Annotated in this window: 6 protein-coding genes; 2 read left to right on the forward strand and 4 right to left on the reverse strand. The window is 48.5% G+C overall.

Translation table 11 applies throughout. The features are described 5' to 3' along the window. The first annotated feature begins 529 nt into the window (after positions 1-529). Complete coding sequence (locus AC5I6P_RS00455) at positions 530-952, forward strand: hypothetical protein (protein WP_495691788.1); 423 nt, start codon at positions 530-532, stop codon at positions 950-952. Further along, a complete protein-coding gene (locus AC5I6P_RS00460; protein WP_495691789.1) occupies positions 949-1332 on the forward strand; it encodes a hypothetical protein in 384 nt (127 codons plus the stop codon). Before AC5I6P_RS00455 ends, AC5I6P_RS00460 begins: the two co-directional genes overlap by 4 nt. A gap of 74 nt (positions 1333-1406) precedes the next feature. Here the strand turns inward: AC5I6P_RS00460 and AC5I6P_RS00465 are convergent, their stop codons facing one another. The 4 genes from AC5I6P_RS00465 to AC5I6P_RS00480 form a co-directional block, all read right to left on the reverse strand. Next, complete coding sequence (locus tag AC5I6P_RS00465; RefSeq protein WP_495691790.1) at positions 1407-1781, reverse strand: hypothetical protein; 375 nt, start codon at positions 1779-1781, stop codon at positions 1407-1409. Continuing rightward, on the reverse strand, positions 1768-2025 hold the full coding sequence (locus AC5I6P_RS00470; protein WP_495691791.1) for a hypothetical protein: 258 nt from the start codon (positions 2023-2025) through the stop codon (positions 1768-1770). Before AC5I6P_RS00470 ends, AC5I6P_RS00465 begins: the two co-directional genes overlap by 14 nt. Positions 2026-2028: 3 nt before the next feature. Beyond that, positions 2029-2757 carry a hypothetical protein gene (locus tag AC5I6P_RS00475; RefSeq protein WP_495691792.1) on the reverse strand — a complete coding sequence of 243 codons (729 nt, stop codon included), beginning with the start codon at positions 2755-2757 and terminating at the stop codon, positions 2029-2031. A 79-nt stretch (positions 2758-2836) separates the two neighbouring features. Then, on the reverse strand, positions 2837-4732 hold a 1896-nt coding region (locus AC5I6P_RS00480), incomplete at its 5' end, for a phage tail family protein (RefSeq protein ID WP_495691793.1).

Raw genomic sequence — 4732 nt, forward strand, 5'->3', positions numbered from 1 at the left:
CCCTCGAATTGCCGTCTCGATCCATCAAAATCGGCAAATGTTGTAGCAGTGTTCGATGCCAAGGCAACAATTCAGATCAACCCGGATGGCGACTACCGTGATCCGAGTTGGTTCTATGTGCCAGGGTCGAAGTGCTTTATTCATAAGTCACAAATTGCGTTTGGGAATTGATACTGATGTGGACTGGTTGAATTAGAAATCGAATACAAAAAGCCCCTAAATTCTCCGTCGATTTTTCCGATCAATACCTATCCTTCTACACACAAAAACAAGTTTCAAATCACGCCAACCGTTTTCTAGATGGGCGATCGCGCCTATTTGTACTGCTAGCAACACTTAAAAGTCGGAAAAGTTCGGTACAAAAATTTAGGGTCAAAGTTTCGCTTAATCGCACAACTGCATTGAATTCTCCGAAATCAAGCGTTCATAGTAAAAACTCTATGCCCTTTTGAAGGCGCATAGATTAATAACATAGCGTATTAAATTCAACAGTGTTAGAATAGGCGTATTCGAGAAAAGAAGGCGTATTGTGAGCCAGAAAATCAATATTACAGTGCCAGACTCTCTTCATGAGCGTTTTCTGAAGGTGCGAGACAAGATTGTAGTTTCGCAAGTATGCCAAGCCGCGATCGAAGCAGCGGTAACCATCGAAGAAATCAAGTTAAAGGATGTACCAGCCATGGATAAATTGATCGAGCGCTTGCGAATTGAGAAACAAGAGTCTGAAGGGATCTGGAAGCAAGACGGTGTTGTGGAAGGACAGAAAGATGCTGCCGAGTTGTCTTACGACGAATTCAGGCAACTAGAAAATGATGGGTTAAACGAGAATCTGCGTGACTGGCTGAGCGATCGCCACATACAGTACTTAGAAACCCCTGATATTGACGCCTTCCTAGAAGGGTGGGTAGAAGGCGCTTTGAGTGTTTGGGAACAAGTGAAGGGGGAACTATGAAACGCCCCACCGAGGCTCATTGCCGAATTATTGCAGCAATGCAGGAGCGAGATCGATTCACCACCGCTGAGATCGCAGAGGAGTGCAAAGCGTCTCTTAACACGGTACTTCGAGTGATTCGGCTTCTCGACGATATTGACGCGATCGAGAAAATTGATAGACATCCAGCACCTCTGTTTAAGTTCCAATCCGAGCAGTTTAAATCTGCCAGTTCTGTATATTTTGTTGAGTTGAGAAAGCTAAACACGACAGCTCCATCCGAGTCGAAGAATCAGGACAGCCAGTGGGACGATTACCAGGCACGTCAGGAAAAAACTGCACAGAGGGTGTACGACGGACAAACCGCCAGGGCACAACCTAAAAAGTGTTCTGTACGCTAGTAGGCATAAGAGAAAACCCCCGATTCTTCCATCTCCGCTAGGGGAACGATCGGGGGACATGACCAGAAGAAGCTTTATTTGCCGTCGCGAATCTGCTCCTCTAACTCAGCAAGGTGTTGAAGCACATCCCGGTGAATTAGGTTTTTAGATCCGACTTCCAGAACCGCTTTAGCCGCTGCAACACGAGCGGATTCGTTCGGAGACGAGGCGGCAATACTCGCAAGACTATTGATCGCGTCAACCGACTTCGCAACTGCGATCGAGAGTGCTTCATCGAAAATCCCCTGTTGAAATTGTTTTATTTCAGCCAGAAACAATGGCTCTTTCAGCCAGCGCTTCAATGTGGCGATCGAGCATTTCGCGATCGTGCAAGCTTCAAGCCGTGACTCCCCCTGCGCGATCGCGTGTGCTGCTAGAAATTTTTTTGGTGAAAGCTCATCCTGGCTCATTTTGGGTTATTGATTGGCACAGCCGAATCATTGCGCCTCGCTCCTGGTCGCTGTCGAGTTCATCCAGAATCGCGGTGATTTGCGCCTCATTACCCGACTCCATTGCGTCGAAGCAACGATCGACAAACTTGGGATCTCTCAGTCCGGTCGGTTGCTTCGCGGCAATCTCAAGGAACCGACGCCCGATCGCGGCGTAGTATTTGTCAGGGTCTTGGCTAAATTCACCAATAGAAGGGATTTCCATCGACTAAGCCTTCACAGATGCAGTGGTGAAATTGAGCCACGCTGGAACCTTGCCAGTCGATCTGAATTCCTCGATCGACTGCTGTATATCTTTTTGGCGGTTGAGGTTAAAACAAGTTTGACTAATCCACATTTCAGTCTTCTGCCCTTTTGTGAGCGGTGCAGGCATCGTGTAGGGGATTGGTTGCGGTTTTGGCTTGTTGTAGCTGTACTGTTCTCGCTCTGCCAGGATCACAATACTGTGATTGTCCACCAGTGCAAAAGGTAATTCAGCCTTCTCAAATCGCACAAATAGTGGGCGTGTGTTGTGAATCTCCAAACTTGCTAATTCAAGTTCAGCCGCGATCGCTTTCATCTCCTCAACTTCCTTCTGGTAGTTAGCCTTGAACTTCTCCACCAGTTGATTGACGCGATCGGCGTGACCTTGAAGCTTTGCCAGTCCTTCTGCTGCGGTCTTTTCAAGTCCAGCTAACTCTGATTCCTTCTCTGCCAACTGCGATCGCATCTGCTTTAGCGATTCCTCGAAAGCGTCGATTCTGCGGGCTTTCTCGCGCTCAAATTCGCGGCTCTGCTGGTCAAATTCGATCGTGGCTAAGTTCTGCAGCAAGATTGAAAATGCAGCGTCCGCGATCGGATTGCTGGGTCTGACATGTTCGGCTTTGATTGCTGCGATCGCGCCTTCCAAGCTAACGATTTCGGTTTTAAATTGCTCGATGGATGATTTTAATTTCATTAGAAATCCTACGCGCGTAGGGAGTTGAATTCAACAACAATCGTGGCTTCCACTGTCCCGTTTAATCAACGCTAAAGGTCTAAGCGCCCATAAACGAATTCTGATACTGACCTAGCCACTCTTCAAATATTTGCAGGGTAGCCCGCGCTGTCTCTTCGGCATCCCCACGAACTTCAACGTGGAACACAGGTGCAAAGTGGACGGTGCGACTACTGCTGTTTTGACCTGACGCATAAACCCCTGCAACCATGCTCTGTAATTGCCCCGGCGTGAGGATTGCTTCGGTAGAATTTGCAATAACTGGAGTGCCAGTGCTGTTTCTAGCTTCTCTATCGATCGCGCCTAAATATCCGCCTAGATAATGTCCGGCTGGTGCTTGTCCAAACAACATTTTTCCAGCTTCATCCAGTTTTTGTCCGCCCCAGTCAAGCCCTTGTTTGACTGGGTTACGCTGCACGAACTCGATCGCGCCACTCAAAAACTTACCAATTTCGCCAAGCAACTGACCTAACAGATCAAACACTTTGCCGCCCACGTCAACAACCACTTTGCTTGCATTTTGGATCAGTCCGCCAAGTGAGTTGAACATGTTGCCAAATCCGTTCGTGATTGTCCCCCAATTGGCTTGAATCAAGCTTGTAACACCTGTGAGCAATGAGCCTACTAAAGCTCCAATGATGTAAAGTCCAGGCATGGTGAGTGCGGTCAATCCCACAACGAATTGCCAGGCTTCGGACAGGAAGCCCCCGATCGCTCCAAACATACTTCCAATCCCCTGCCAGATTTGAGAACCGAATGCCCAAATCTGATCGCCGTACATCTTGAACAATCCAACGGTGGCGAGTCCGACTCCGGCAATGGCTAGCAGAACGGGCGCTCCTAGTCCCAAAATCGCGGCCCCGATCGTGACGACTAATCCACCGACAGCCGCTACAGCAACCATCCCGATCGCGCTTGCAATCAAGACACCAGCACCTACCAAATAAACTTGTGGATCGAGGTGACTTAGGAAGCTACCAATTTCGGTGAAGAGTGTTCCTAAACCACGCCCGATAGATTGCACGATCGGAGCGTAATCGAATCCTGACGCATTCTTAATCAACCCATCCACAAAGCTGTTAACCGCCGTTGCAGCGCGTTCACCAATGCCAGAGAAAGAGCTTGAAACTTTAGAGGAAAAGTCCGCGATCGCGCTTCCAATCAAATCACCGACGCTTGCCCCTGACTCTAACTGTTTGTTAATTCCCTGAAACGTTGTGTTGACATTAGCGACAAATCCACTGAAATTATCGAGGGTGTTGCGAAGACTCACCATTGGGTCAAATCCGCCTAGCCCGATCGCGCCCAAAGTTTTTGTAATTGTGCTGAATAGTCCGTCAGGGCCAATGAGTTTCGCTAGAACCTTATTAAATGCTTCTGCGACCGTGGCAGATTGACCAGGAACGGTTGCTAGTTTGCGAAACACTCCACCAAAGTAGCCAGAATAGGGGTCAAACAAGTTTGACTGGAACCCGGCGAGCAGACCTTCAATTGTTCCTGATGCCGCTTTCTGCATCTCTTCCGAGTTGCCCGCCTTGCCCGCTGCTTTGATAATGGCTAATCGCTGCGATTGGCTTAATTGCTCCATCGACGCGACGCCCATTTTCATCATCTCTTTGGTGATGTTTTGGGTCACGATCGGGTTGTTCATACCGAACGAGAGGTTGTTCAGTTCAGCCATCGATCCGCCATTGAGCAAGCGCTTCAGAAACAGCCCAATCTCTTCAGCGCTTGAACCGGACGCTTTTCCGATCGCGGTATAGTCTCCAGTGATTTCTAAAGCGTTGCTCCTAAAGTCCTCCTGCATTAGCTTGCCGTTAATCTTGCTACCTTTTGCAATGTCGGGCTGAACCATTCGCAGCACGCTGAGGTAGTCCGATGTGGTAGTCCTACAGAAGTAATGATTTGTTATAGGCGTGAACAAAGTACCAGATTG

It is taken from the genome of Myxacorys sp. (genome assembly GCF_059501405.1).

Bases quoted from the DNA above. Each gene is read 5' to 3' on its own strand.
- AC5I6P_RS00475 (WP_495691792.1), bottom strand. From the start codon at position 2,757: ATGAAATTAAAATCATCCATCGAGCAATTTAAAACCGAAATCGTTAGC.
- AC5I6P_RS00470 (WP_495691791.1), bottom strand. From the start codon at position 2,025: ATGGAAATCCCTTCTATTGGTGAATTTAGCCAAGACCCTGACAAATAC.
- AC5I6P_RS00465 (WP_495691790.1), bottom strand. From the start codon at position 1,781: ATGAGCCAGGATGAGCTTTCACCAAAAAAATTTCTAGCAGCACACGCG.
- AC5I6P_RS00460 (WP_495691789.1), top strand. From the start codon at position 949: ATGAAACGCCCCACCGAGGCTCATTGCCGAATTATTGCAGCAATGCAG.